Genomic DNA, 25,528 nt, shown 5'->3' with positions numbered 1-25,528 from the left:
AACTTTCGCTTGCGGCAGCGCAGAAAACTGCTCTACACCCCGATGTCGGGGCCGCATCCGGGCCGTGTGACGAGACAGGATCTTCATGCTTGGCTTTGAACTGACCGGCACGACCGCTTCCGTTGCCATGCTGATCATCGTCAGCATCACCTTTGTCCTCTTCATCCGCGAAAAGCACCCGCCCGAGGTCATCGCCATCGCCTCGGCGGCGACGATGATGGTGCTGGGGCTGCTGCCGGTCGAGGATGCGGCGGGGGTGCTGTCAAATGCCGCGCCCTGGACGATCGCCTTCATGTACCTGCTGATGGGCGGCCTGATGCGGACGGGGGCGCTGGACCTGATGTCCAGCATCGTGTCGGCCCGCGCTGACACCAATCCGATGCTGGCGGTGGCCAGCCTGTTCGGCTTCGTGATCGTTGCATCGGCGGTAATGAACAACACGCCGGTCGTCGCGGTGATGATCCCGATCTGCATCCAGCTGGCGCTGCGGCTTGGAACAACGCCGTCCAAATTGTTGATGCCACTTAGCTATTTCACGTTGATGGGGGGCATGATCTCGTTGATCGGCACCTCGACCAACCTGCTGGTCGACGGGGTGGCGCGCGAACGCGGGATGGAGCCCTTCACGATCTTCGAGATCGCCCCGGTGGGCATCGCCATCACCCTTGCCGGGATCGCCTATTTCCTGCTGATCGGGCGCAAGCTTCTGCCCGAACGCACCTCGCTGGCCGGCTTCCTGGGGTCGCGCCGCGAGATGAAGTACTTCACCGAGGTCGCGATCCCCGAGGATTCGTCCCTGGTCGGCCAGACCGTGACCGAGGTGGCGCTGTTCAAGCGCGACGCGGTGCGCCTGATCGACGTGCTGCGGGGCGACGCGTCGCTGCGCCGCAACCTGCCCGAGGTCGTGCTGGCCCCCGGCGACCGCGTCGTCCTGCGGTCGGAGATGTCCGACCTGCTGGAGATGCTGGACAACAAGAACCTGCAGATGCTGGACAAACTGGGCTCGGTCGCGACCGAGACGGTCGAGGTTCTGATCTCGCCGGGCTGCCATCTGATCGGTCGCCGCCTTGGCGACCTGCGCCTGCGCCGCCGCTATGGCATCTATGTCCTGGCGGCGCACCGGCGGAACCAGAACATCGGTCGCCAGCTGGACGACCTGGTGGTGCGCGTGGGCGACACCCTGCTGCTGGAGGGCGCGCCCGAGGATATCGGCCGCCTGGCCACCGACATGGAGATGGTCGACGTCTCGCGCCCCTCGGCGCGGGCCTATCGGCGCAATCGCGCCCCCATCGCGATCATCTGCCTGCTGGCCGTGGTGACGCTGGCGGCCCTGAACGTCGCCCCGATCCTGGCGCTGTCCTTCCTGGCGGCGGCGGTGATCCTCATCACCCGCTGCGTCGACGCCGAAGAGGCGTTCTCTTTCGTGGACGGCCGCCTGATGGCGATGATCTTCGCCATGCTGGCCGTGGGCGAGGCGCTGGAACATACGGGGACGGTAAACCTGATCGTCGACTTCCTGGCGCCGCACCTGATGGACCTGCCGCCGTTCCTGACCCTGATCGCGGTCTATTTCCTAGGCCTGATCCTGACCGAGGTCCTGTCGAACAACGCGGTCGCCGTCCTGCTGACGCCCATTGCCATCGCGCTGGCCACGACCCTTGGCCACGACCCACGACCCTATGTCGTGGCCGTCATGTTCGCGGCAACCGTCGCCTTTGCGACGCCCATCGGCTATCAGACACATATGATGGTTTATGGACCGGGGGGGTATCGGTTCTCTGACTTCGTCAAGGTGGGCGTGCCGCTGGACATCATCTGCGGCATCGTGGCGTGCCTGATCATCCCCATCCTGTGGCCGCTGGTTCCTTGACGCCTTGCGTTTGCCGCGACTGCAATGCTGCCATGCAGCATCGGCGGTTGCGATCGGGGGGCAAAACCCCGATCTAGGGCGCAGGGGAGGAAACGACTTTGTCCTATGCAAGGAGTTTCCACATGGCGACCATCGCTTCTGTCGATCACAAATCCACCGGTTTCTCGGCCGGCTCGCTGTTGGCGCCGTTCCGTGCCGTGGGCCGCTTCATGATCGCTTTGGCCGAGGCAAGCCCGCAGATGCGCGCGCTGAACCGCCTGAGCCAGATGTCGGATGCCGAACTGTCCGCCAAGGGCCTGACCCGCGACGGCGAAGTCCGCCGCATCCTGGGCGGTTCCGCCGCGCTGTAAGGCGCGCCCGATCACCGGACGACCACCGCGCGGCCCCCTGGGGCCGCGTTTCGCATTGCGATGGGGGTGCCCGCTGGACTAGAAGCGGGCCATATTCCAGTTTCCGCACGAAGGACGACCCGACATGGCAGGGCATTCCAAATGGGCCAACATCCAGCACCGCAAGGGCCGGCAGGACAAGCTGCGGTCCAAGCTGTTCTCCAAGCTGGCGAAAGAGATCACCGTGGCCGCCAAGATGGGCGACCCCGATCCTGAAAAGAACCCGCGCCTGCGCCTGGCCGTCAAGGAGGCCAAGTCGAAATCCGTCCCCAAGGACGTGATCGACCGCGCCATCAAGAAATCGCAGGGCGGCGACGCCGAGACCTATGACGAGATCCGCTATGAGGGTTACGGCCCGAACGGGATCGCGCTGGTGGTCGAGGCGATGACGGACAACCGCAACCGCACCGCGTCGAACGTGCGCAGCTATTTCACCAAGTCGGGCGGCGACATGGGCCAGACCGGTTCGGTCAGCTTCATGTTCGACCGGGTCGGAGAGATCGTCTATCCCGCATCCGCTGGCGATGCCGATACGGTCATGCTGGCCGCGCTGGAGGCCGGGGCCGACGACGTCGAATCCGACGAGGAGGGCCACTGGATCTATTGCGCCGACACCGCGCTGAACGAGGTGTCCAGCGCATTGGAGGCGTCCTTGGGCGAATCCGACACCGCCAAGCTGATCTGGAAGCCGCAGGCGCCCACCGAGGTCACCGACCTTGAGACCGCGCAAAAGCTGATGCGCCTGATCGACACGCTGGAGGATGACGACGACGTCCAGACCGTCACCGGCAATTTCGACATCTCGGAAGAGATCGCGGCGCAACTGTAATCGCCGTCGATCGCGCGGGCGGGCCGTTCCCATCGGGGGCGGCCCGTCTTGCGTTTTGCGCCTTGCGCGCCGCCGGGAAAGGCGGCAATTGCAGATCATGCAGATGCAAAGCGAGACACGCCGCGACCTGATCGGCATCGGATGGATGCTGGCGACAGGGCTGTGCTTTGTCGCGGTCAACACCATCGTGCGCGGGCTGGACGGCGCGCTGCCCGCGGCACAGGCGGCGTTCATCCGCTTTCTGTTCGGATTGGTGTTTCTGGCCCCGGTCATCACCAGCGCCTTGCGGGGCGGGTTTTCGCGGGGGATCTGGGGGCTGTTCGCGCTGCGTGGGGCGCTGCACGTGGTGGCGGTGGTCGCTTGGTTCTATGCGATGTCGCGCATCACCGTGGCCGAGGTGACGGCCATCGGCTTTCTGAACCCCATCATCGTGACGATCTGCGCCGCGCTGTTTTTGGGTGAAAAGCTGGCCTCGCGGCGGATCGCGGCGGTGGCGGTGGCGCTTATGGGCGCGCTGGTCGTACTGCGGCCGGGGTTGCGGGAGCTGGACCCCGGGCATCTGAGCCAGGTTCTGGCCGCTGTCGCCTTCGGTCTGTCCTATCTGATCGCGAAGCAGCTGTCGGATCGCGTGCCCGCGGCGGTGGTCGTGGCGATGATGTCGCTGACGGTATCGGTCGGTCTGGCACCGCTGGCCATCGCGCAGTGGGTGCCGCCGACGATGGGCCAGCTGGGCTGGCTGGCGCTGGTCGCGGTCTTTGCGACGCTTGGCCATTACACGATGACGCGGGCCTTTGCGGCGGCGCCGCTGACGGTCACGCAGCCGGTGACGTTCCTGCAGCTGATCTGGGCCAGCCTGGTCGGCGTGCTGGTCTTTCATGAGCCGCTGGACCCGTGGGTGATCCTGGGCGGCGGTCTGATGATCGGGGCGATCAGCTATATCACCTGGCGCGAGGCGCGCATCCGCGCCCGCACCGTCACGCCACCGGTCAGCGCCACCAAGGTTTGAGCTAGGCCGCGCGCAGTCGGCCCATCCCCCATAGCAGCCGTTCGGCCAGCCAGTCGGCGGGCCATCTGAGCCGCGTCAGCGTGGTCGCCACCGTCGTCGAGCGGCGCGCGGCGCGGTCGAAACCAAGGCTCATCACGCATAGCGCGGCCAGCAGGGCGGCGGTCCATCCCACTGCCCCGGTCACGTCGGTGGGCTGGGGGGCGACCAGATACAGCAGGACATTGCCCCAGGCGAAGGTGAACATGCTGGTGCGGCCAAAGAAGGTGGCTTGGGACCATGCCCCGATGCTTCCGACTTTTCGGATGTCGATCATCCAGACGAAGAACAGCGTCATCAGCGTGGCCGACAGGATGCCAGTTGCGAAATAGAGCGGATTGCTGTCCCGGCGCAGGCTGCCATCCGCCAAGCCGTCGATCACGTCGACGCTGACGAACAGCCCGCCGATCAGCGCGACCCCCGCGCCCCCGACCAGCAGCGCACGCACCCGGCGGCCAAAGCCCGGATCGGCCAAGGGGTCTGTCGATCCCGCCGGCGACCGGCCGGTCAGATAGCGGCCCAGGCATTGTCCGGCGATGACCAGCGTCAGTCCGTGCAGCACGGACGGACCTGCAAGCGGCAGGTCGCCGAAACCGGTCAGAAACTGCACGAGGCTGGCCACGGGGGTGGGCGCGCCCAGATCGTTCTGGACGTCCGGAAGGCCGCTGAGCAGGGGCCACGCCGCGTGACAAGCCAGCGCGGCGACCGCCAGCGGCAGCAGCCCGGTCCGCGCCCGGATCCACAACAGGATCGGCGCAATGGCGAGGACGATGGCATAGAACTTCAGAATTTCCGTATAGGGTGAATTTCCCATGAACAGGATCGTCGCGGTGCTGTAGGGCACCGAGTAGCCGTCATCGGTCAAGGTCAATGTCAGGATCGTCAGCGCATAGAGAACCCAGCACTGGAACGCCCGCGACAGAAGCCGCATGGCAACCCCATGGCGCGCCTGACGCGTGGTCCAGCGTGGGCGATAGACCACCTCCAGCATCGTGCCGAACAGCAGGATGAAGGTCGGTGTGGCGATCTGGAAGGCAAATCCCGCAACGCGGGTCAGCGGTTCGGACATGTGGGCGTAAAGGCCCACATCCGCAAAGACATGCGACGACATCGCCAGCACGATCGCCAGGCTTCGCGCCGCATCAAGGCCAATGATCCGCATCTGTTTACCACGTTAATAATTTGCATTCTGTGCAACGCGGGGTCATAGCAGAATGCCGCCCGATTGGAACCGCGCATTGGCGCCAAGAGTTTTTCCGCCGATCGCAGGAGGATTCAATGGCATCGCATGAACAGGTTTGGGACGACTGGCAGAAGCTGGTGAACATGACGCCGTCCCAGCTGAAGGATTGGCTGGACACTGACGACAGCAAGTCGGTGGGCGACACCGGCGGGCAGGGCGAAAGCACCGGCCACAAGTCAGGCCGCCACATCCTGCGCATCAAGGACAAGAAGAAGGCCGACCTGACCGACGACGACTGGTCGCACATGGCCAAGGTCGCGGGCTACATCAAGCGCCACTTGGCACAGGGTGGCCCCGAAAAGGACAAGGAACACAGCGACTGGCGCTATTCCCTGATGAACTGGGGCCACGATCCGCTGAAGTGATCGCGGCCCCGGCGAATTAGCGGTTCGGCCACAGCGTCGCGTGTCGGTTCACGTCCTTGTACAGCAGATAGCGGAACGGCCCCGGACCGCCGGCGTAGCAGGCTTGCGGGCAGAAGGCGCGCAGCCACATGTAATCGCCCGGACCTACCTCGACCCAGTCCCGGTTCAGGCGATAGACGGCCTTTCCTTCCAGCACGAACAGGCCGTGTTCCATCACGTGCGTTTCCGCGAAGGGGATCGAGCCGCCGGGTTTGAACGTCACGACAGTGATGTGCATGTCATGGCGCAGATCGGCCGGGTCCATGAAGCGCGTGGTGCCCCATGCCCCGTCCGTGTCGGGCATCATGGACGGGGCGATGTCTTGTTCCTGCACCACGATAGGGTCGGGCTTGTCCGTGCCGGCAAAGGGCTGCCAGCGCTTGCGCCACCAGTGAAAGCCCGCGGGGCCTGCGGTGCGGTTCCGGACCCGCCACGGCGTGCCAGCCGGGATATAGGCAAAGCCGCCCGGCGACAGCAAATGCTCGGTCCCGTCGATCACGACCTGCATGTCGCCGCCGGTGACGAAGATCGCGTGCTGGACCTCGGGGTCGTCGTCAGGCGTGTCGCTGCCGCCGCCTTCGGCCAGTTCGACGATGTACTGGCTGAAGGTTTCCGCAAATCCGGTCAGCGGGCGGGCCAACATCCAGAACCGCATCCCCTGCCAGCCGGGCAGATAGCTGGTGACGATGTCGCGCATCACGGTGCGGGGGATAACGGCATAGGCCTCGGTGAAGATGGCGGTGTCGGTGGTCATCCCCGTCTGGGGCGGCAGGCCCGCCACGGGGCCGGCATAGCGGATGCGCGGCGCGGTGGCATCATCGGTGGGAAGCTGGGCGATGTCGCCGGTGGGGGCGCCCGCGGGGCCGGTCTGGGTCATTTCAGGATCTCTTTCAGGCGAAGGGTGGCGATGCGGGTGACCTGCGCCTCGGCTGTGGCGCGTTCGGTGGCGGTGTCGTTGTCGACGCGGGCCTGCATGGCGGACAGGATGCCCGCCTTGTCGTGGTCACGAACCGCGATGATGAACGGAAAGCCGTGCTTGGCGACATAGGCGTCGTTCAGGCGTGTGAATTCGGCCCGTTCCGCATCGGTCAGCGCGTCCAGACCGGCGCTGGCCTGTTCGGCGGTGCTGTCGGCGGTCAGACGCTTGGCCTGCGCCAGCTTGCCCGCCAGATCGGGGTGGGCCCGCAGCACGCCCAGTCGTTCGTCGTCGCCTGACGCGCGGAACATCTGTGCCATGCGTCCGGCAAGGCCGCCGGGCGTGTCGTGGACGGCACCCATCTCGGCATCCCAGACGCGTTCGGCGATGAAGGGCGAATGTTCATAGACGCCGCCGAACCGTGCGACAAAGGCGGCGCGGTCCATCTGCGACGGGCGCGTGCGGCGCTGGAACGGATGTTCGGCCGTCCAATGGCGGGCGATGTCCAGGCGGCTGGCGAACCAGACGCCCTCATGGCTGCGGGCGTGCTCCAGGAACCGCTGGATCGCCATCGCCCGACCGGGGCGCCCAGCCAGGCGGCAGTGCAGGCCGATGGACATCATCTTGGGCGCGCCGGCGGCCCCTTCGGCATAGAGGATGTCGAAGCTGTCGCGCAGATAGTCGAAGAAATCAGTTCCCGTGCCGAACCCCTGACCGCTGGAAAAGCGCATGTCATTGGCGTCCATCGTATAGGGCACCATCAGCTGCGGCCGGTCGTTGTGGACGTGCCAATAGGGCAGTTCGTCCGCGATGGTGTCGGCCAGATAGGCGAACCCGCCTTCCTCGCAGCCCAAGGCCACCGTGTTCATCGACGTGCGCCCCTGATAGAAACCGTGCGGGCGTTCGCCGGTGATGGCGGTGTGCAGGGCCACGGCCTGGGCGATGTGGTCGGCCTCGACCTCGCGCGGGACGTTGCGATAGTCGATCCATTTCAGGCCATGGGTCGCGATCTCCCACCCGGCCTCCTGCATGGCGGCAACCTGTTCGGGGCTGCGCTCCAGCGCGGTGGCGACGCCATAGACGGTGATCGGCAGGTCGCAAAGCATGCGGTGCATCCGCCAGAAGCCCGACCGCGCGCCATAGTCATAGATCGATTCCATGTTCCAGTGCCGCTGGCCGGGCCAGGGCTGGGCGCCGATGATCTCGGACAGGAACGCCTCCGAGGCGGGATCGCCATGCTCGATGCTGTTCTCTCCGCCTTCCTCATAGTTGAGGACGATCTGGACCGCGATGCGGGCACCGCCCGGCCAGCGGGGATTGGGGGTGGTCCGGCCATATCCGGTCAGGTCTCGGCTGTAGCGCATCTCTCTCCCCTTGTGCCTGTCGTTGCGTCAGCAAAGCGCGGCGGCCGCGTAAGGACAAGCGGTCAGGGGCGGAATTCTGTATCAAGGAATGCGCGACAATGGTCGGGTCTTTCAAAATCGCGTTGAAAGACTTACGCGCCGGGGACAATTGCGGCATGAGGCCGCGCCGCCCACTGTCCGGCCCAACGGCGGACGGGGGGTCCGCCAAGGGGGGACGCATGGAACGCTATTTTGGACTTGCCGAAAAAGGCAGCAGCGTCAGGACGGAGGTGATCGCCGGGATCACCACCTTCCTGACGATGGCATATATCATCTTCGTCAATCCGGACATCCTGTCCACAACCGGCATGGACCGCGACGCGGTCTTCGTCGCGACCTGCCTTGCCGCGGCGCTGGGCTCGCTGATCATGGGGATGTGGGCCAACTGGCCTATCGGCATGGCGCCGGGCATGGGGCTGAACGCCTTCTTCGCCTTCACCGTCGTGGGCGTCATGGGCTTTACCTGGCAGCAGGCGCTGGGCGCGGTGTTCATCAGCGGGATGATCTTCCTGTTCCTGTCGCTGACGGGCATCCGGCGCTGGCTGATCGCGGGCATCCCCGCGTCGATGCGCAGCGCCATCGCGGCGGGCATCGGGCTGTTCCTGGCGATCATTGCGCTGCAGTCGTCGGGCATCGTGGTGGGCAACCCCGCGACGCTGGTCGCGCTGGGCGATCTGACCGCCACGGGCACGCTGCTGACGATCTGCGGGTTCTTCCTGATCGTGACGCTGGATGCGCTGCGCGTCACGGGGGCGATCCTGATCGGCATCCTGGTGGTGACAGTCGCGGCGATCGTTCTTGGCGTAAGCCAGTTTTCGGGCGTCATGTCCATGCCGCCGTCGATCGCGCCGACCTTCCTGCAGATGGACCTGATGGGCGCGCTGACCTTCGGCATCTTCCAGGTCGTTCTGGTCATGGTCCTGGTCGAGGTCTTCGACGCCACCGGCACGCTGATCGGCGTGGCCAAGCGCGCAGGCCTGCTGACCGAGGGGCCGACCCACAAGAACAAGAACCTGGGCCGTGCGCTGATGGCGGATTCGACCGCGATCACGGCCGGTGCGCTGCTGGGCACGTCCTCGACGACCGCCTATGTGGAGAGCGCGTCAGGCGTGCAGGCGGGGGGCCGGACCGGCCTGACCACGGTGGTCGTGGGCCTGCTGTTCCTGGCCGCGATGTTCTTTGCGCCGCTGGCCGGGTCGGTGCCCGCCTATGCGACCGCGCCGGCGCTTCTGTATGTCGCGACGCTGATGGTGCGCGAGCTGGCCGAGGTCAGCTGGGACGACGTGACCGAGGCCGCGCCTTCGGTGCTGACCGCCATCGCCATGCCGCTGACCTATTCCATCGCCAACGGCCTGGCCTTCGGCTTCATCAGCTATGCCGTGATCAAGCTGCTGACCGGCCGCGCGCGCGAGGTGCATGCCGCAACCTGGATCATCGCGGCCCTGTTCGTGGCAAAGTTCGCGCTGTTCGGCGCGCACTGACCCCCGGTCAGCGGGTCGGGCCGCCCAGGGCATCGGACAGGTTGGCCGCCGCGGCGGCCACCACCGCGCCCAGGGTCTTGACGTATTCGGCCCCGATGCGGTGCGTGGGGCCGCTGACGCTGATCCCGGCGATCGCCTCTCCGGACAGATCGAAGACGGGGGCCGCGATGCAGCGCATGCCCCGGCTGCGTTCCTCGTCGTCGAAGGAAAAGCCGCGGTGCCGGATGCGGGCCAGGTCCGCCTCCAGCGCCGCGGGGTCGGTCAGCGTTGTGTCGGTGAACCGCGCCAGGGGACCCAGTGCCGCGACGCTGTCGGGCCGGAACGCCAGCAGCGCCTTGCCGATCCCCGATGCATGCAGGGGCGACCGGGTGCCGGGGGGGAAGAACGCGCGGATCGTCTCGGAGGTCTCGACCTGGGACAGGAACAGCACGCTGTCGCCCTGCAAGATGCCCAGGTTCGCGGTCTCGCCGGTATGTTCCATCAGCGCGCGCATGATCGGGCGGGCGCGTTCCACAAGGCCCGACCGGCGCATGAAGGCCGACCCCAGGCGGAACGCCTGCGGCCCGATGTTCCAGGCCTGCGTCGCGGGGTCGCTTTCGGCCATGCCGCGCGCGGCCAGCGTGTGCAGCACCCGGTGCACGGTCGAGGGCGGCTGCGCCGATCGGTCCGCCACCTCGGACAAGGTCAGGCCGGGATGGGCCGCCAGCAGGTCCAGAAGGTCCAGCGCCCGGTCCAGCGACTGCACGGTGCCCGGCGCGTCGGGCAGGGTCTTGCGGGGGCGCCCCCGCTTACGGGTCGGGTCGGCCATTATGCGTCCCTTGTTAATGCTGCCTTTAGATGCGGGCGAAAATGACGCCTCGCAAGCCAAAAAGCCAACGCTTAGAAAACATTTCCATTTTCGGTCGCCGCGGGTTCCCGGCACGGGCTGGGCAGGGGCGGATTCGGTGCCGGGATTTCGGGCAGCCGGGGGTAGGGTGCCGACGTCGCCCTGAAAATCCGTTTCGGGAAAATGACGGGCCAAGCTAGGTCTGGGTCAGTCGCGCAACCACGACGCGACATCAGAAGGGGAGCCCGCCATGACAGACAGCCTTTCCCGGACCCAGGTCCATCCCGTCGACCAGATGCTGCCCACGGGGCGATTGATCACGCTGGGGTTCCAGCACGTGCTGGTCATGTATGCGGGCGCCATCGCGGTGCCGCTGATCGTGGGCCGCGCCCTGCAGCTGCCGCCCGAGGAGGTGGCCTTCCTGATCTCGGCCGACCTGTTCGTCTGCGGACTGGCGACCCTGATCCAAAGCCTGGGCATGACCCAGTATTTCGGCATCCGCCTGCCGGTGATGATGGGCGTGACCTTTGCGGCCGTTGGGCCGATGGTCGCCATCGCGGGCCAGACGCCGGGCACCGACGGGGCGCGCGCGCTGTTCGGGGCGATCATCGCGGCGGGCCTCATCGCCATCCTGCTGGCGCCGTTGATCGGGCGGGTCCTGCGGTTCTTTCCGCCCGTCGTCACCGGCACGGTCATCCTGGCCATCGGCATCAGCCTGATGCCCATCGGGATCAACTGGATCTTCGGCCTGCCGGTCGGTCCGACCGCGCCGATGCTTGTCGATCCCGCGCAGCAGGCCTGGCTGGACGGCGCCATCGCCGCGGGCGGCGTGCCCGAGGGGCTGCGCCTGGCGCCCGCCATGCCGAACCCCGCCTATGCTTCGGGGACGAACATCCTGATCGCGGTGCTGGTGCTGGGCACGATCCTGCTGGTGTCGCGGTTCGCCCGCGGCTTCATGGCCAACATCGCCGTGCTGCTGGGCATCGCCGTGGGCGGCGTCGCTGCGGCGGCGATGGGGCTGATGCAGTTCGACAAGGTCGGAGAGGCCGCCTGGTTCGCCGTCATCAAGCCTTTCCATTTCGGCCTGCCGACCTTTGACCCGGTGATGATCGTCACGATGGTCCTGGTGATGATCGTGGTGATGATCGAATCGACGGGCATGTTCCTGGCGCTGTCGGATATGTGCCGCCGTCCGATCAATTCGCGCGGCCTGGCCGCGGGCCTGCGTGCCGACGGTCTGGGCACGATGCTGGGCGGCATCTTCAACACCTTCCCCTATACCTCGTTCTCGCAGAACGTCGGGCTGGTGGGGGTCACGGGCATCCGGTCGCGGTTCGTCTGCGTGGCGGGCGGCATCATCATGATCGTGCTGGGCCTGATCCCCAAGATGGGCGCCCTGGTCGAAAGCCTGCCGACCACCGTCCTGGGCGGGGCCGGGCTGGTGATGTTCGGGATGGTCGCCGCCACCGGCATCCGCATCCTGAGCCGTGTCGATTTCACCGCCAACCGCCACAATCTGTTCGTCGTGGCCATCAGCATCGGCATGGCGATGATCCCGCTGGTCGCCCCGAACTTCAAGCAGTGGCTGCCCCATGCGATCCATCCGCTGATCCATTCGGGCATCCTGCTGGCCGCGGTCAGCGCGGTGGCGCTGAACTGGTTCTACAACGGTGCAGCCCCCGCGGACGAGGCTGAACTGGCCGAGGCCGGTCGGCTGGCCGATCACTGAGGGTCGATTATGCACGGTTTCTTAAGACTGCCTTGTCCATCAAGCCCCTGCCGCCCTTGGGCAAATCGGGTATCACGGCGCAGGAACCATCAAGACGGGGGGATTTCATGTCGGGTTTTCTGACAACGCATGTTCTGGACACGGCGCGCGGGCTGCCCGCGCGCGGGATGCAGGTGGTGCTGTTCCGGCTGTCGCCCGCGCGCGAGGAGATCGCGCGCATGGTGACCAATGACGACGGGCGCACCGATGCGCATATCCTGCCGGCGGGCGATTTCGCCACCGGCACCTACGAGCTGGAATTCCACGCCGGCGCCTGGATGGACGCGTCGGGCGTGGCGCCCGAAAGCCCCCGCTTTCTGGACGTGATCCCGATCCGCTTCGGCATGTCGCAGAACGACCATTACCACGTGCCGCTGCTGGTCTCTCCGTTCGGCTATTCCACCTATCGGGGCAGCTGAGATGATCCCGGAAATCGCCATCCTGTGGGAGTTCCTCTCCTTTGCCGTCCGCTGGCTGCACGTGATCACCGCCATCGCGTGGATCGGGTCGTCGTTCTACTTCATCGCGCTGGACCTGGGCCTGCAGAAGGCACCCGACCTTCCCAAGGGCGCGCATGGCGAGGAATGGCAGGTCCACGGCGGGGGGTTCTATCACATCCGCAAGTACCTGGTCGCGCCCGAGCGCATGCCCGAGCATCTGACCTGGTTCAAATGGGAAAGCTATGCGACCTGGCTGTCTGGGGCCGCGCTGCTGATGGTCACCTATTGGGCCGGCGCCAACCTGTACCTGATCGAGCCGGCCAAGGCCGACCTGGCGATCTGGCAGGCGATCCTGATTTCGGGCGGGTCGCTGGCGGTGGGCTGGCTGATCTATGACGGGCTGTGCAAGTCGCCCCTGGGCAACCGTCCCACGGTACTGATGCTGCTGCTGTTCGCGGCGCTGGTGGCGATGGGCTGGGCCTATGACCAGATCTTCACGGGCCGCGCGGCGCTGCTGCATCTGGGCGCCTTCACCGCGACGATCATGACCGCGAACGTGTTCCTGATCATCATGCCGAACCAGCGCATCGTGGTCGCCGACCTGAAGGCCGGGCGCCCCGCCGACCCGAAATACGGCAAGATCGCCAAGCTGCGGTCGACGCACAACAACTACCTGACGCTGCCGGTCATCTTCCTGATGCTGTCGAACCACTACCCGCTGGCCTTCGCCAGCCAGTACAACTGGTTGATCGCGGCGCTGATCTTCCTGATGGGTGTGACCATCCGGCACTTCTTCAACACCATGCACGCCCGCAAGGGATACCAGTGGTGGACCTGGGCGGTCACGACGATGCTGTTCATCGGGGTGATGTGGCTGGCGTCGATCGGCGTGAACCAGGACAGCTATGACGAGGCGATGGCTCGGCCCCTGACCCCGGTCGAGACGCGCTTCGCCGAGGCCGATGGGTTCGAGGATGCCAGCCAGGCCGTCATCGGCCGCTGTTCGATGTGCCATGCGCGCGAACCGGTCTGGGACGGCATCCGCACCGCGCCCAAGGGCGTCCTGCTGGAGACGCCCGCCGACATCGCCCGCGCCGCGCATCAGGTCTATGTCCAGGCGGGACTGACCGACGCGATGCCCCCTGCGAACATCACCGGGATGGAGGACGCCGAACGCGACGCGATCCTGCGCTGGTTCCGCGAGGTCGGACCCCTGGGGGTCGCGGGCCTGTAGGACCGTCCCTCGCTGAACGACAACGGCCCGCGCAACGGCGGGACACGGGGGCGCAGTCCCCCGGGCGCGGCGGTCCCCCTCGATGGGGGGCCGCCGCGCCTTTCTGCGCCCCCGGCGAGGTCCGGCCACCGCTGGAAATGGCTGCCGAAGATTGTCGCAGATGGCGCGGCTTTCGCGCCTGACGCCATGTGACGGTGGCCCGCTTTCAACGGAACGTGTAAAGTCTTCTAGATCACAGCCGATTTCGAAACGCACCGCCAGGCCGTAGACTTGGACCAAGGCAAGGAAAGGCTATCATGACCCAGCTGCGGTTTCTTCTGAACGACACCGAGATCGCCCTGACAGAGGTCGGCGCTTCGGACACGCTGCTGGATCATCTGCGCCTTGCGCGCCGGATGACCGGCACCAAGGAGGGCTGCGCCGAGGGCGATTGCGGCGCCTGCACGGTGCTTGCGGGACGCCTGACCGCCGCAGGGCTGGTCTATGAGCCGGTGAACGCCTGCATCCGGCTGCTGGCCTCGTGCCATGCCACCCATATCGTTACGATCGAGCATCTGCGCGGCCCCGATGGCGGTCTGCACCCGGTCCAGGCCGCGATGGTCGACCATCACGGCAGCCAGTGCGGCTTCTGCACGCCGGGCATCGTGATGGCGCTCTACGGGCTATGGATGACCAATCCCGATGCCGATGCCGCCGAGATCGAGACCGCGCTGCAGGGCAACATCTGCCGCTGCACGGGCTATGCGCCGATCATCCGCGCGGCCTTGGCCGCGGGCGCGGCCGGAGGGCAGGCCCAGGACGCGCTGTCCCGCGAACGCGACGCGGTGGCCGCGCGCCTGGCCGGGATGCGTGGCGCACGGGTTTCACTTGCGCGCGGAGCGGACCGGGCACTGGTCCCCGCCGATACCGACGATCTGGCCCAGCTGTTGCTGGACGAACCCAAGGCGACGCTGGTCGCGGGCGCCACCGATGTCGGGTTGTGGGTCACGAAGTTCATGCGCGACATCAGCCCGGCCATCTTCATCGGTCACCTGATGAAGGACATCACGGTCGAGGACGGCATGATCCGCCTGGGTGCCGGCGTGACCTACAGCGAGGCCGCGCCCCTGATCGCCCGCCATGTTCCGCAGGCCGCCGAGTACTGGTCGCGCATCGGCGGCTGGCAGGTGCGCAATGCCGGCACCATCGGGGCGAACATCGCCAACGGCTCTCCGATCGGGGATACGCCGCCCTTGCTGATCGCGCTGGACGCGCGGATCGTCCTGCGTCGGGGCGACACGCGCCGCGAACTGCCGCTGGAGGATTTCTTCATCGACTACGGCAAGCAGGACCGCCAGCAAGGCGAGTTCGTCGAGGAGGTCCTGATCCCCATGCAGCCCCAAGCGCGCATCGCGGCCTACAAGGTCAGCAAGCGGCGCGACAGCGATATCACCTCTGTCGCGGCGGGGTTCTGCATCGACGTTGCGGACGGCATGATCACCCGTGCGCGGCTGGCCTTCGGCGGCATGGCCGGAACGCCCAAGCGCGCCCGCCGTGCCGAGGCCGCGCTGCAGGGGCAGCCCTTCGCGGCGGCAAGCTTCGATGCCGCCGCCCGCGCGATCGCGGAGGATTTCCAGCCGCTGTCCGACATGCGCGCCAGCGCGGAATACCGCGCGACCGTCGCACGCAACCTGATCCGGCGGTTCTGGCTGGAGCAATCCGAACCCGGCCTGCCCGTGCGGCTGCGCCAGAGCGAAGGAGTCTAGGCCATGAAGGACGACACCGCGACCATCACGGGCCAGGCCCATCAGGACACCGCCCATGACAGCGCCGCCAAGCATGTCACCGGCCGTGCCGAATACACCGACGATCTGGTCGAGCCCACCGGCACGATCCACGCCTATCTGGGCCTGTCGTCCTGCGCCCATGGCCGCATCACGGGCATGGATTTCACCGACACGCTGGCGCAGCCGGGCGTGCTGGGCATCCTGACGGCGGCCGACCTGCCGGGCGTCAACGACGTGTCGCCCAACGGCAAGAACGACGACCCGATCTTTGCCGAAGGCGTGGTGCAGTTCTGGGGCCAGCCGGTCTTTGCGGTCATCGCCGAAACGCGCGACCAGGCGCGCCGCGCGGCGCACAAGGCGCGGATCGACTATGACGTGCTGCCCCACGCGCTGGACCCGATCGCGGCGCGCGACGCGGGCATGGGCTATGTGACCGACCCCCTGACCCTCAAGCGCGGCGATGCGCCTGCGGCGATGGCCGCCGCGCCGCGCCGGATCGAGGGTCGCTTTGCCATCGGCGGGCAGGACCATTTCTATCTGGAGGGCCAGATCGCGATGGCCGTGCCGGGCGAGGATGACGAGGTCGTTCTGCACGTCTCGACCCAGCACCCGTCCGAGGTGCAGCACATGGTGGCCCACGTCCTGGGGGTGCCCAGCAACGCGGTTGTGGTGAACGTGCGGCGCATGGGCGGCGGTTTCGGCGGCAAGGAAACGCAGATGAACCTGTTCGCCTGCGTCGCGGCCGTCGCGGCCAAGCGCTGGAACCGGACGGTCAAGATCCGCCCCGACCGGGACGACGACATGATCGCCACGGGCAAGCGGCACGATTTCGTGGTGGATTACGCCGTGGGCTTTGACGATGACGGCCGCATCCGGTCGGTGGAGGGCGATTTCTATGCCCGCTGCGGATTTTCGGCGGACCTGTCGGGGCCGGTGACGGACCGGGCGCTGTTTCACGCCGACAACGCCTATTTCTATCCGGACGTCCGCATCAGCAGCCACCCGATGAAGACGAACACCGTCAGCAACACCGCCTTTCGCGGCTTCGGCGGCCCCCAGGGCGCCATCGTGGCCGAACGCATGGTCGAGGAGATCGCCTATGCCTTGGGCATGGACCCGCTGGAGGTACGCAAGCGCAACCTGTACCAGAACGGCCAGCTGACGCCCTATCACCAGACGGTGCAGGACCAGATCCTGCCGCGCATCTTCGATGAGCTGGAGGCCAGCAGCGATTATCACGCCCGCAGGCAGGCAGTGCTGGACTGGAACGCCAAGGGTGGGGTGATCCGCAAGGGCATCGCGCTGACCCCGGTCAAGTTCGGCATCAGCTTCACCGCGACCTGGTTCAACCAGGCAGGGGCGCTGATCCATGTCTATTCCGACGGCTCGATCCACCTGAATCACGGCGGGACCGAGATGGGGCAGGGTCTGAACACCAAGGTGGCCCAGGTGGTCGCCGAGGCGTTCCAGTGTGACCTGAGCCGCATCAAGATCACCAAGACCACCACGGAAAAGGTGCCGAACACCTCGGCCACGGCGGCGTCCTCGGGGACCGACCTGAACGGCATGGCGGCGCTGGATGCGGCGGAACAGATCAAGGCGCGCCTAGTGACCTTCGTGGCCGAAAAATGGCAGGTCGCCCCCGACCAAGTGGCCTTCGTGCCGGGTCACGTACGGGCTGGCGATCAGATGATCCCCTTTGCCCAGGTGATCCGCGCGGCCTACATGGCGCGCATCCAGCTGTCTGCGGCAGGCTTCTACAAGACGCCCAAGATCCACTGGGACCGGACGACGGGGCAGGGGCGGCCGTTCTACTATTTCGCCTATGGCGCCGCGGTGGCCGAGGTGTCGGTGGACACGCTGACCGGCGAATACGTCATCGACCGCGCCGACGTCCTGCACGACGTGGGCCGCAGCCTGAACCCGGTGCTGGATCGCGGTCAGGTCGAGGGCGCGTTCGTCCAGGGTGCCGGCTGGCTGACGACCGAGGAATTGTGGTGGGATGCCAAGGGCCGCCTGCGCACCCATGCGCCGTCGACCTACAAAGTGCCCCTTGCCAGCGACAGCCCGCGCATCTTCAACGTCGCGCTGGCCGACTGGTCCGAGGCCAGCGAGCGGACCATCAAGCGGTCCAAGGCCGTCGGAGAACCGCCCTTCGTCCTGGGCATCAGCGTGTTCGAGGCGATCAACATGGCCGTGGCCTCGGTCGCCGACTATCGCACGCCCGCGCGTCTGGATGCGCCCGCCACGCCCGAACGCGTGCTGATGGCGGTCGAGCGGCTGCGCGGATGATCCGCGTCCGCGTCACCCGGGCCCTGGGCTCGACCCCGCGAGAGGCGGGGGCCGAGATGTTCGTGACCCCCGACCGGGTCACCGGCACCATCGGCGGTGGACAGCTGGAATACATGGCGATCGACCGCGCGCGGCAGATGCTGGCGCGGGACGAGGCCGATGCCATCATGGACGTGCCGTTGGGCCCCCAGATTGGCCAGTGCTGCGGCGGGCGGGTGGTGCTGACGCTGGACCGCCACGGCCCCGCGCCGCAGGATCACGCCGACGCGCTGATCTTTGGCGCGGGCCATGTCGGGCGCGCCCTGGCCCGGGCGCTGGAACCGCTGCCTGTCAACGCCCTGCTGATCGACAGCCGGCCGGAGGAGCTGGCGCAGGCCAGCGGCCCGACCCTGCTGACCCCCTTGCCGGAGGCGCAGATCCGCGCAGCCCGGCCCGGCACGTCCGTGGTGATCGTGACCCACGATCACGCACTGGATTTCCTGCTGGCGGCCGAGGCGCTTGCCCGCACCGACCTGGCCTATGTCGGGATGATCGGCAGCGCCACCAAGCGGGCCCAGTTCGAACGCTTCGCCGCCTCGCGCGGGATCGACGCCGCAGGCCTGACCTGTCCCATCGGGGCGGGCTTCTCGCGCGACAAGCGCCCCGAAATCATCGCCGCCTTCACCGCCGCCGAACTGATGGCGCGCCTCACCTCTTCTTCTTTGAAAAAATACCCATGCAACAGCTGATCCGGGGCCGCGTCCTCGACTTTCATGCCGATCCCCAGGACACGGCCGACAATCATCGCTTCTGGGAAGACGGGGCCATCCTGGTCGATGACGGGCGCATCGTCGCCGTCGGCGATCATGCCGAACTGACCCGCGACGGGTTGGAGGAGATCGACCACCGCCCGCATCTGATCCTGGCGGGATTCATCGACCCGCATATCCATTTTCCCCAGTTGCAGGTCATTGCCAGCTGGGGTGCGCAGCTGCTGGACTGGCTGAACACCTATACCTTCCCGGCCGAGGCGGAATTCGCCGACCCCGCGCATGCCACCCGCATGGCGGGGCTGTTTCTGGACCAGCTGACCGCGCATGGCACGACGACCGCCGTTGCCTTCTGCTCCAGCCACAAGGCCAGCGCCGAGGCGCTGTTCTCTGCCGCCCATGATCGCGACATGGCCATGATCGCGGGCAAGGTGATGATGGACCGCAATGCGCCGGCCGCCGTGCTGGACACGCCGCAGCAGGGCCATGACGACAGCGCCGCGCTGATCCAGGAGTGGCACGGCAAGGGCCGGCAGCGCTATGCGATCACGCCGCGCTTTGCGATCACGTCCTCCCCCGAACAGATGGAAGCGGCCGGCGCGCTGGCCCGCGCCCATCCCGACTGCCACGTGCAGACGCATCTGTCGGAAAACGTCGACGAAATCGAATACACCCTGTCGCTCTATCCCAAGGCGCGCGACTATCTGGACATCTACGAGGGCTACGGCCTGCTGTCCGACAAGCTGCTGCTGGGCCATTCTATCCATCTGGAACCCCGCGAAATCGCCCGGATGGCAGAAAGCGGCAGCCATGCGGTGTTCTGCCCGACCTCGAACCTGTTCCTGGGGTCGGGGCTGTTCGACGCCGACGGGCTGCGCGCCGCGGGCATCGTCAGCGGCATCGCGACGGATGTGGGCGGCGGCACAAGCTGGTCGATGCTGCAGACCCTGGCTGAGGGCTACAAGATCCTGCAGATGCGCGGGCAGAAGCTGCATCCGCTGGCGGCGTTCCACTGGGCCACGCGCGGCAACGCGCTGACCCTGGGCATGGAGGCCGAGATCGGCACCCTGGCCCCCGGCAGCGCCGCCGACCTGGTGGTCCTCGACGCCCGTGCCACCCCCGCCATGGCGTTGCGGATGGAAAAGGCTGAGACCCTCGCCCAGGAGCTGTTTGTCCTGCAGATCATGGGCGACGACCGCGCGGTGGCCCAGACCTATGTCGCCGGTCGCCCGCAGAAGGCGGATTGATGCACCTCTGGCAGCCGGGCGACGTCCGGCTCCACCTGCACGCGTCGCGCCGGGACAGGCGTGATTCGGCCCCGTAACGATGTGACCCAACGACAGATCGAACCTGCCACCCGATCCGGCTTGGCAGAATCGTGCCGTTCTGATTGAACGATGGGCAGGCGGCACGCATGGTGCCGGTCTTGCCGGGCTAGGGTTTGACGTGATCGCCTTCGTGGATGTCAGATGAACGCGGGCCGTTCTTCTCAATGCGACGCGTGCCTGCTAGAGGCGGCAGCGCCTGCAGGCCACGGCGCTGCCAAGAGAGTTGTCGACACATGAGCGATCACGTCACCCCCGACGGTCCGGCGCAACCTGCCGCCGCATCGGCGCACCTGTCCGATCTTCCCACCGCGGGGCAGCATGGTTCCAGCAACCTGGGCGGGCTGGTCCTGGGGCGATCGGGGTCGTCTATGGCGACATCGGAACCTCTCCGATCTATGCGATGCGCGAATCGCTGCATGCCGCGTCGCGCGACGGGCTGTCGCCGGATGATGTGGTGGGGGTGATCTCGCTGCTGATCTGGACGCTGATCTCGATCGTCAGCTTCAAGTACGTCGCCCTGATCATGCGCGCCGACAACCGGGGCGAGGGCGGCACGCTGAGCCTGGTGACCCTGATCCAGCAGGCACTGGGCAAGCGGCCCGTCTGGCTGATGGTGCTGGGAATGATCGGCATATCGCTGTTCTTCGGGGACGCGATCATCACACCCGCCATGTCGGTCCTGTCCGCGGTCGAGGGGCTGACCATCGTGGCCCCCGCCTTCGGCCCCTACGTGGTGCCCGTCACGCTGGCCATCATCACCGGGCTGTTCATCGTCCAGCGGTGGGGCACGGGGGCGGTGTCGATCCTGTTCGGGCCGATCATGGTCACCTGGTTCGTCGTCATGGCGGTGATGGGGCTGTCCCATATCGGCGACGACTGGTCGATCCTGCGCGCGCTCAGCCCCGTGCATGCCGGGGCGTTCCTGGTCACGAACAAGCTGGCCTCGTTGATCGTCTTGGGATCGGTCTTCCTGGCCGTCACCGGAGGAGAGGCGCTTTATGCCGACATGGGCCATTTCGGGCGTCGCCCGATCCGCATGGCCTGGGTGCTGCTGGTCTGGCCCGCCCTGACCCTCAGCTATCTGGGGCAGGGGGCAATGATCCTGGCCCATCCCGACCGGGTGACGAACCCGTTCTTCCTGATGGCGCCGCCCTGGGCGCTGCTGCCCCTGGTGATCCTGGCGACGATGGCCACGGTCATCGCCAGCCAGGCGGTCATCTCGGGCGCGTTTTCGATGATCAAGCAGGCGGTGCGCATGAACCTGCTGCCCCGGCTGGAGATCCTGCACACCTCCGAGACCCAGGAGGGGCAGATCTACCTGCCCAAGATCAACGCGATTCTGGCCATCGGCGTGGTCGTGCTGGTGGTGGTGTTCGGGTCGTCCTCGGACTTGGCCGCGGCGTACGGCATCGCGGTGACGGGGGACATGGTCATCACCACCATCCTCGCCTCGGTCGTGTTCCTGCGGGTCTGGCGCTGGCCCCTGATGCTGGTCGCCGTGGTGGTCACGCCGCTGCTGGCGCTCGAACTGCTGTTCCTGGGATCGAACGCGATCAAGATCCCGAACGGGGGCTGGGTGCCGATCATGATGGCCGCCGTGATGATCGTGCTGATGTGGACCTGGATCCGCGGCACCCGTCACGTCCAGGCCCAGGCCCGGCGCAGCGCCACCCCCACGGCCGCGCTGATCGAGATGCTGGCCCGCTCTGACCGGCTGGTCGAGGTGCCCGGCACCGCCGTCTTCCTGACCGCGGAACCCGACATCGCGCCGGCCGCGCTGTTGCACAACCTCAAGCACAACTATGTCCTGCACGAGACGAACATCATCGTCTGCGTGACCGTGGCGACGCGCCCCTATGTCGCCGACAACGACCGCCTGACGGTGACGCGCCTGTCCGACCGCTTCATCCGCATCGACATGTGTTTCGGCTACATGGAGGAGACGAACCTGCCCAAGGCGCTGACCCTGGCCCGCAAGGAAGGCGTGCGCTTCGACATCATGTCGACGTCCTTCTTCCTCAGCCGCCGCACGTTCCGCCCCGGCAAGACGCGCGAACTGCCCGCCTGGCAGGAGACGCTGTTCGTGTCCCTGTCCAAATCCGCTGCGAACGCCACCGACTTCTATCGTCTACCCAGCAGCCGCGTGATCGTCCTGGGTCAGCAACTGCTGATCTGACGCGGCGCCGGGTCTGGATCGCCCGTCATCGACATCGCGCGGAGGCTGGTGGATGGTGGGCCCCGGCAGGACGCGGATGGCGCGAGGAGAGGACTGACATGATCGATTTCACCTTGGACCCCCGGTTGGAGGACATCCGCCGCCGTACCCGTGATTTCGTCGACACCCATATCCTGCCGGTCGAGGCCGACCGCGCCAACTGGGACGATCATGACAACATCGCCGACGCGCCCCTGCAGGCGCTGCGCGCGCTTGCGCGCGCGGCGGGGCTGTGGTGCCCGCAGGTGCCGCAGGCCCTGGGGGGCATGGGCCTGCCCGTCACCGGCCGCGCGGTGATGTACGAGGAGGCGAACCGCTCGATCTTCGGGCCCGCGGTCTTCAACTGCGCGGCCCCCGATGACGGGAACATGGACATCCTGGCCCGCGTGGGCACCCCCGATCAGCAGGCGCGCTGGCTGGCGCCGCTGGTCGCGGGTGAGGTGCGGTCCAGCTTCGTGATGACCGAACCCGCGCCGGGTGGCGGGTCCGACCCCGGCATGATCGGCACGACCGCCGTGCGCGACGGCGATGTCTGGCGCGTCACCGGCCGCAAGTGGTTCATCACCGGGGCCGAGGGGGCGGCGCATTTCATCCTGATCGCGCGCACCGACCCGAATCCCGACGAACGCCGCCGCCATCTGACCGCCTTCCTGTTCCACCGCGACCAGCCCGGCTGGAAGATCCTGCGCCGCATCGCCATCATGGGCCCCGAGGAGCATGGCGGCCATTGCGAACTGGAGTTCGACGGGCTGGAGATCCCCGACGAGAACCGCCTGATGGGCGTGGGCGACGGGCTGAAGGTCACGCAGATCCGGCTTGGCACCGCGCGGCTGACCCATTGCATGCGCTGGCTGGGTCTGGCCAAGCGCGCAATGGCCGAGGCGCAGGCCTATGTCGACGCGCGCGAGGGCTTCGGCATCCGGCTGGCCGACCGGGAATCGGTGCGGCTGATGCTGGGCGGCGTGACGCTGAACATTCAGATCGGGCGGCTGCTGACGATGAATGCGGCTTGGGCGCTGGACCACGGCAGCCATGCCCGCAAGGAGGTTTCGATGGCAAAGCTGCATGTCGCCGACACGCTGCATCAGGCCGCCGACGTGGCGATCCAGCTGAACGGCGCGCGGGGATACAGCCGCGACACGGTGCTGGAATGGATCTATCGCTATGCCCGGCAGGCGCGGCTGGTCGATGGCGCCTCCGAGGTGCACCGGATGGTGCTGGCCGATGCCTATGCACGGGAAGGGGACGACTTCTGGGGCTGGGGCGCATGAGCCTGACGGATAACGCCGCGCTTGACGCCTGGCTGGCGATGACGCTGGACCTGCCCGGCGCGCGGGTCACCGCCGCGGACAAGCTGTCTGGCGGCGCGATCCAGGAGAACTGGGCGGTGACGGTCACGGCGGACGGGATGTTGCGCCGCCTGGTGATCCGGCGCGACGCCCCCGCGACCATCGCCGCCAGCCGGTCTCGGGCAGAGGAATATGCGATCATCGCCGCGGCCCACCGCACGGGTGTGCGCGTGCCCGAACCCCTAGGCTTCTGCGATGACCCAACGGTCATCGGCGCGCCCTTCGCGGCGATGGCCTGGGTGGGCGGCACCGGCTATGGCCCCAAGGTCGTGCGCGACACGACGCTTGGCGGCGACCGCGAGGCCTTGGGCCGCGACCTGGGCCGCCAGCTGGCGCTGATCCACAGGATCGATCCCGACCCGGCGCTGGCAAGGGTCCTGGGGCCGCGCCCCGCCGATCCGGCCCTGCAGGCGGTGGCGGGGCTGCGCGGCTGGCTGGATGCGCGGCCCGCGCCGCGACCGGGCCTGGAATGGGCGCTGCGTTGGGCCGAACGCCACGCGCCGGCGCCCGACAGGGTGACCCTGACACATCAGGATTTCCGCACCGGCAATTTCCTGGTCGATGCCGATGGGCTGACGGCCGTTCTGGACTGGGAATTCGCCGCCTGGTCGGACCCGGCCTGCGATCTGGGGTGGTTCTGCGCGGAATGCTGGCGGTTTTCGCGCCCCGATCTGGAGGGTGGCGGCATCGCCAGCCGTGCGGCCGTCCTGTCGGGCTATGCCGCCGCCAGGGACACGGTCCCCGACCCCGACCGTGTGCGGTGGTGGGAGGTCATGGCCCATATCCGATGGGCCGTGATCGCCCTGCAGCAGGGCGACCGCCACGACAGCGGGGCCGAACGTTCGCTGCACCTGGCGCTGACCGGGCGCATCGCCGACACGCTGGAATACCGCCTGTTGCAGATGACCGCGCCGGAGGCCGCATGAGCGACGCACTGGACCTGATCGCGGAGGCCGAGGCGACCCTGCGCCGGGACATCGCCCCTGGCGGGCCGGATGCCCGATACCACGCGCTGCTGGCGGCCAATGCGCTGGCCATGGCGCAGCGAGAGCTGGCCCGCCCGTCGCAGGACGTGACCGCCGATGTGGCCGCGATCCGGGCGGGGGCGCATGACCATGACGCCGACCTGCATGCCCGCCTGCTGGCGGCCGCCCGGCTGCGCGCCTGGATCGCCGACCCCACCACCGCCGAGGAGCCCGCATGAGCATGGATCGTTTCCGCCTGGACGGGCGCGTGGCGCTGGTGACCGGGGCATCGGGCGCGCTTGGCGCGGAATTCGCGCGAACGCTGGCCGGTGCGGGGGCGCGCGTCGTGCTGGCCGCGCGGCGCGTCGATGCGATGCGGGCCCTGGCCGACAGCCTGTCTGACGCCCATTCCATCGCGCTGGACGTAACCGACCCGGGCAGCGTCGCCCGCGCCGTGGCCGATGCCGAGGCCTGGGCCGGCGCTCCGGTAGACCTGCTGGTCAACAACAGCGGCATCGCCATTCCCGGTGCGTCGCTGGAACAGTCCGACCAGGACTGGGCGCGGGTGATGGGCGTCAACCTGGACGGGGCACGGCGGATGTCGGTGGCGGTGGCCGCAAGGCTGGTCGAGGCGGGGCGGCCCGGCGCTATCGTCAATGTCGCCTCGATCCTGGGGCTGCGGCAGGGCGCGGGGGTCTCCGCCTATGCCACGTCCAAGGCCGCACTGATCCAGCTGACCAAACAGCACGCCCTGGAATGGGCGCGCCACGGCATCCGCGTGAACGCATTGGCCCCCGGCTATGTCGAGACCGACATCAACCGCGATTTCTTTGCCACCGACCATGGCCAGGCCCAGATCCGCCGCATTCCACAGCGGCGGTTGGGGCAGGCCGGCGATCTGGCCGGGCCGCTGCTGCTGCTGGCCTCGGACGCGGGGGCGTTCATGACCGGATCGGTCCTAGTGGCCGATGGCGGCCACCTGCTGTCGCCGCTGTAGACGCGATCCCCACGCCCACCGG

The 25,528-nt window shown here is 67.4% G+C and carries 22 protein-coding genes; 18 read left to right on the top strand and 4 right to left on the bottom strand.

Annotated features, from left to right (window positions below):
- The first annotated feature begins 85 nt into the window (after window positions 1-85).
- From EOJ32_RS11765 to EOJ32_RS11750, 4 genes are all read left to right on the top strand, one after another.
- A complete protein-coding gene (locus EOJ32_RS11765) occupies window positions 86-1,870 on the top strand; it encodes an SLC13 family permease (RefSeq protein WP_045999020.1) in 1,785 nt (594 codons plus the stop codon).
- Between the two features lie 122 nt (window positions 1,871-1,992).
- A complete protein-coding gene (locus tag EOJ32_RS11760; protein ID WP_045981287.1) occupies window positions 1,993-2,220 on the top strand; it encodes a hypothetical protein in 228 nt (75 codons plus the stop codon).
- Between the two features lie 124 nt (window positions 2,221-2,344).
- Window positions 2,345-3,088 carry a YebC/PmpR family DNA-binding transcriptional regulator gene (locus EOJ32_RS11755; protein WP_045981286.1) on the top strand — a complete coding sequence of 248 codons (744 nt, stop codon included), beginning with the start codon at window positions 2,345-2,347 and terminating at the stop codon, window positions 3,086-3,088.
- A 97-nt stretch (window positions 3,089-3,185) separates the two neighbouring features.
- The gene (locus EOJ32_RS11750) at window positions 3,186-4,094 is read left to right on the top strand and encodes a DMT family transporter (protein ID WP_240542546.1); all 909 of its coding nucleotides are present in this window, start codon (window positions 3,186-3,188) and stop codon (window positions 4,092-4,094) included.
- A 1-nt stretch (window position 4,095) separates the two neighbouring features.
- Here EOJ32_RS11750 and EOJ32_RS11745 read toward each other — a convergent pair whose 3' ends face one another.
- Window positions 4,096-5,292 carry a heparan-alpha-glucosaminide N-acetyltransferase domain-containing protein gene (locus EOJ32_RS11745; protein ID WP_127898674.1) on the bottom strand — a complete coding sequence of 399 codons (1,197 nt, stop codon included), beginning with the start codon at window positions 5,290-5,292 and terminating at the stop codon, window positions 4,096-4,098.
- A gap of 116 nt (window positions 5,293-5,408) precedes the next feature.
- On the opposite strand from EOJ32_RS11745, the gene EOJ32_RS11740 reads away from it, so the two are divergent.
- Window positions 5,409-5,738, top strand: a complete 330-nt coding sequence (locus EOJ32_RS11740) for a DUF3140 domain-containing protein (RefSeq protein ID WP_045981284.1) — start codon at window positions 5,409-5,411, stop codon at window positions 5,736-5,738.
- A gap of 16 nt (window positions 5,739-5,754) precedes the next feature.
- On the opposite strand, the gene EOJ32_RS11735 is transcribed toward EOJ32_RS11740, so the two are convergent.
- Together EOJ32_RS11735 and puuE are read right to left on the bottom strand one after the other, a co-directional pair.
- Window positions 5,755-6,531 carry a bifunctional allantoicase/(S)-ureidoglycine aminohydrolase gene (locus EOJ32_RS11735; protein WP_045981347.1) on the bottom strand — a complete coding sequence of 259 codons (777 nt, stop codon included), beginning with the start codon at window positions 6,529-6,531 and terminating at the stop codon, window positions 5,755-5,757.
- 119 nt (window positions 6,532-6,650) lie between these two features.
- Window positions 6,651-8,057, bottom strand: coding sequence for an allantoinase PuuE (gene puuE / locus EOJ32_RS11730; RefSeq protein WP_127898673.1), 1,407 nt, complete (start codon window positions 8,055-8,057; stop codon window positions 6,651-6,653).
- 218 nt (window positions 8,058-8,275) lie between these two features.
- Here puuE and EOJ32_RS11725 point away from each other — a divergent pair, with 218 nt between their 5' ends.
- Window positions 8,276-9,577: an NCS2 family permease gene (locus tag EOJ32_RS11725; protein WP_127898672.1), complete on the top strand. Its 1,302-nt coding sequence runs from the start codon at window positions 8,276-8,278 to the stop codon at window positions 9,575-9,577.
- Window positions 9,578-9,584: 7 nt separating this feature from the next.
- Here the strand turns inward: EOJ32_RS11725 and bhcR are convergent, their stop codons facing one another.
- A complete protein-coding gene (gene bhcR, locus EOJ32_RS11720; protein ID WP_127898671.1) occupies window positions 9,585-10,385 on the bottom strand; it encodes an HTH-type transcriptional regulator BhcR in 801 nt (266 codons plus the stop codon).
- Between the two features lie 268 nt (window positions 10,386-10,653).
- On the opposite strand from bhcR, the gene EOJ32_RS11715 reads away from it, so the two are divergent.
- The 12 genes from EOJ32_RS11715 (at window position 10,654) to EOJ32_RS11660 (ending at window position 25,506) form a co-directional block, all read left to right on the top strand.
- The gene (locus EOJ32_RS11715; RefSeq protein WP_045999026.1) at window positions 10,654-12,132 is read left to right on the top strand and encodes a nucleobase:cation symporter-2 family protein; all 1,479 of its coding nucleotides are present in this window, start codon (window positions 10,654-10,656) and stop codon (window positions 12,130-12,132) included.
- A gap of 107 nt (window positions 12,133-12,239) precedes the next feature.
- Window positions 12,240-12,590, top strand: coding sequence for a hydroxyisourate hydrolase (gene uraH, locus EOJ32_RS11710; RefSeq protein WP_045981279.1), 351 nt, complete (start codon window positions 12,240-12,242; stop codon window positions 12,588-12,590).
- Between the two features lies 1 nt (window position 12,591).
- A complete protein-coding gene (locus tag EOJ32_RS11705) occupies window positions 12,592-13,845 on the top strand; it encodes a urate hydroxylase PuuD (protein ID WP_371705489.1) in 1,254 nt (417 codons plus the stop codon).
- A 296-nt stretch (window positions 13,846-14,141) separates the two neighbouring features.
- A complete protein-coding gene (gene xdhA, locus EOJ32_RS11700; protein ID WP_127898670.1) occupies window positions 14,142-15,590 on the top strand; it encodes a xanthine dehydrogenase small subunit in 1,449 nt (482 codons plus the stop codon).
- A gap of 3 nt (window positions 15,591-15,593) precedes the next feature.
- Window positions 15,594-17,903, top strand: coding sequence for a xanthine dehydrogenase molybdopterin binding subunit (xdhB, locus tag EOJ32_RS11695; RefSeq protein WP_127898669.1), 2,310 nt, complete (start codon window positions 15,594-15,596; stop codon window positions 17,901-17,903).
- Window positions 17,900-18,631 (top strand): xanthine dehydrogenase accessory protein XdhC, encoded by a 732-nt coding sequence (xdhC, locus tag EOJ32_RS11690; protein ID WP_127898668.1) that lies wholly within the window; start codon window positions 17,900-17,902, stop codon window positions 18,629-18,631. The genes xdhB and xdhC overlap by 4 nt, the downstream gene beginning before the upstream one ends.
- The gene (gene guaD / locus EOJ32_RS11685; RefSeq protein ID WP_127898667.1) at window positions 18,619-19,899 is read left to right on the top strand and encodes a guanine deaminase; all 1,281 of its coding nucleotides are present in this window, start codon (window positions 18,619-18,621) and stop codon (window positions 19,897-19,899) included. Before xdhC ends, guaD begins: the two co-directional genes overlap by 13 nt.
- A gap of 481 nt (window positions 19,900-20,380) precedes the next feature.
- Window positions 20,381-22,156, top strand: coding sequence for a potassium transporter Kup (locus EOJ32_RS11680; RefSeq protein ID WP_240542423.1), 1,776 nt, complete (start codon window positions 20,381-20,383; stop codon window positions 22,154-22,156).
- Between the two features lie 98 nt (window positions 22,157-22,254).
- Window positions 22,255-23,466, top strand: coding sequence for an acyl-CoA dehydrogenase family protein (locus EOJ32_RS11675; protein ID WP_240542422.1), 1,212 nt, complete (start codon window positions 22,255-22,257; stop codon window positions 23,464-23,466).
- On the top strand, window positions 23,463-24,470 hold the full coding sequence (locus EOJ32_RS11670) for a phosphotransferase family protein (protein ID WP_127898666.1): 1,008 nt from the start codon (window positions 23,463-23,465) through the stop codon (window positions 24,468-24,470). The genes EOJ32_RS11675 and EOJ32_RS11670 overlap by 4 nt, the downstream gene beginning before the upstream one ends.
- Window positions 24,467-24,748 carry a hypothetical protein gene (locus EOJ32_RS11665; RefSeq protein WP_127898665.1) on the top strand — a complete coding sequence of 94 codons (282 nt, stop codon included), beginning with the start codon at window positions 24,467-24,469 and terminating at the stop codon, window positions 24,746-24,748. The genes EOJ32_RS11670 and EOJ32_RS11665 overlap by 4 nt, the downstream gene beginning before the upstream one ends.
- Window positions 24,745-25,506 carry an SDR family NAD(P)-dependent oxidoreductase gene (locus tag EOJ32_RS11660; RefSeq protein WP_240542421.1) on the top strand — a complete coding sequence of 254 codons (762 nt, stop codon included), beginning with the start codon at window positions 24,745-24,747 and terminating at the stop codon, window positions 25,504-25,506. The genes EOJ32_RS11665 and EOJ32_RS11660 overlap by 4 nt, the downstream gene beginning before the upstream one ends.
- Window positions 25,507-25,528 lie beyond the last annotated feature (22 nt).

Origin of the sequence: Paracoccus sp. Arc7-R13, assembly GCF_004010775.1 — a bacterium.
Taxonomy (GTDB): domain Bacteria; phylum Pseudomonadota; class Alphaproteobacteria; order Rhodobacterales; family Rhodobacteraceae; genus Paracoccus; species Paracoccus marcusii.
The sequence above is the reverse complement of the archived record's forward strand: the minus strand, read 5'-3'. Positions and strand labels throughout refer to the sequence as shown.